This is a genomic window from Bacillus sp. YC2, from assembly GCF_019891195.1.
GTDB lineage: Bacteria > Bacillota > Bacilli > Bacillales > Bacillaceae > Bacillus.
In genome coordinates this window covers 1-2,208 of the sequence record NZ_JAHXDO010000030.1, presented here as the reverse complement: position 1 = coordinate 2,208, position 2,208 = coordinate 1, and the positions used below count along the sequence as shown (strand labels likewise).

Annotated in this window: 2 protein-coding genes; both read left to right on the top strand. The window is 41.3% G+C overall.

The window, feature by feature from the left end:
• Positions 1-882, top strand: an 882-nt coding sequence (locus tag KY305_RS19745; RefSeq protein ID WP_223063935.1) for an ABC transporter ATP-binding protein, incomplete at its 5' end; no start/stop codon positions are given.
• The coding region (locus tag KY305_RS19740) for an ABC transporter permease/substrate-binding protein (protein WP_223063934.1) at positions 875-2,208 on the top strand (1,334 nt) is incomplete at its 3' end. The genes KY305_RS19745 and KY305_RS19740, both read left to right, overlap by 8 nt.

Genomic DNA, 2,208 nt, shown 5'->3' with positions numbered 1-2,208 from the left:
GGCGAATTCTTTGTCATTATCGGGCCCAGCGGCAGCGGTAAAACGACAACATTGAAGATGATCAATCGCCTCATTGAATTGACCGGCGGTACGATATCTATAAATGGTCAGAAAATAAGTGAATATGATATTCATGAGCTGCGCTGGAATATAGGATATGTGCTTCAGCAAATCGCTCTGTTTCCGAATATGAATATTGAAGAAAACATAGCTGTCGTCCCCGAATTGAAAAAATGGAAACGGGAAACAATCAAACAGCGTGTCAATGAGCTCTTAGAAATGGTTGGGTTAGATCCTGAAATATACCGTGAAAGAAAACCTCATGAACTTTCAGGAGGCCAGCAGCAGAGAATCGGTGTCGTGCGCGCTTTAGCTGCAGATCCTGAAATGATCTTAATGGATGAACCGTTCAGCGCCCTTGATCCGATGACAAAAGTGAAATTGCAGGATGATATGCTGGATTTACAAAGAAGAATACAAAAAACGATTGTCTTTGTCACCCATGATATACAAGAAGCACTAAAGCTTGGAGACCGGATATGCATTATGAATAACGGTGAAATTGTTCAAATCGGCACCCCTGATGATATTCTGCATCAGCCTGCCAATGATTTTGTAAGAGACTTTGTCGGAGTGCAGGAAGGCATAACAAATGAAAAAATGAATCTTGAAGACATCGTACAGCAAACAGACGTTACACAATCGAATCCTTCTGAAACAGTTTCTGTATCAACCTCTTTACAGGAGGTTCTGGATAAATTAACACAACATGATCAAGTATTTGCTGAGCGTAATGGTGAGATGATAGGCGTCATCACCAGACAGGCGTTTATACAGTATCTGGCTGATCATATTCAAAAGAGAGGTCACATGAATGAATAGTTTTTTACATGAAGTATCAGACAGGAAAGGACAGCTGATAAACGCGCTGCTGGAGCACATTCAAATTTCTCTGATCGCTCTCTTTTTTGCCGTTATCATATCTATTCCCCTCGGTATTTATCTGACGAGAAAACAAAAGCTGTCAGAAGTCATCATAGGTATAACAGCCGTATTGCAAACCATTCCGTCACTGGCGCTGCTCGGTCTTCTCATTCCTATAGTCGGTATAGGGAAAATACCTGCTGTTATCGCACTTATTGTTTATGCACTGCTGCCTATATTAAGAAATACATACACAGGGATTAAGGAGATTGATCCTTCCTTAATTGAAGCTGCCAGGGCTATGGGAATGAACAGCAGAAAGAGGTTAGGAAAGGTAGAGCTTCCTTTGGCGATGCCAGTAATAATGGCGGGAATACGAACTGCCATGGTTTTAATTATCGGCACTGCAACATTAGCGGCTCTTATTGGGGCCGGAGGTTTAGGTGACTTAATTCTTCTCGGGATTGATAGAAATAATACAGAACTTATTCTTATTGGAGCTATACCGGCCGCCATCCTGGCTATCCTGTTTGATTTCCTGCTTCGGAAGCTTGAAAACGTTTCTTTTAAAAAATCATTGGTTGGTATTGGAGTACTGGCAGCAGCCGTCTTAATCGTCCTGACCATATCAGTTTCTTTCGGACAGGGGAACAAAAACATTGTCATCGCGGGAAAGCTGGGTTCTGAGCCTGAAATCTTAATCAATATGTATAAGCTTCTTATTGAACAAGAGACCGATTTACACGCGGAATTGAAACCCGGCTTCGGCAAAACTTCATTTGTATTCAATGCATTAAAATCAGGGGATATTGACATTTATCCGGAATTTACCGGCACGGCCATTTCTGAGTTTTTAAAAGAAACACCCGTAAGTACAGATGAAAAACAGGTGTATGAACAAGCGAAAAAAGGAATGCTTAAAACATTTGATATGGAACTGCTCATGCCGATGAAGTATAACAATACGTATGCATTAGCAGTACCGAAGCAATTAGCTGCTGCATACAATCTTAAAACCATATCGGACTTAAAAAGTCATCAGAACAGCCTGAAGGCCGGTTTTACTTTAGAGTTTGCCGATCGGGAAGACGGATATCGCGGCATTCAGAAAACGTATGGAATCACATTTTCGAATCTGGTGACGATGGAGCCGAAACTTCGTTACAATGCAATCAAAACAGGTGATATTCAGGTAGCAGATGCTTACTCAACGGACAGTGAATTAGAACAATATAAATTGTCTGTACTGAAAGATGACAAGCACGTATTCCCGCCATACCAAGG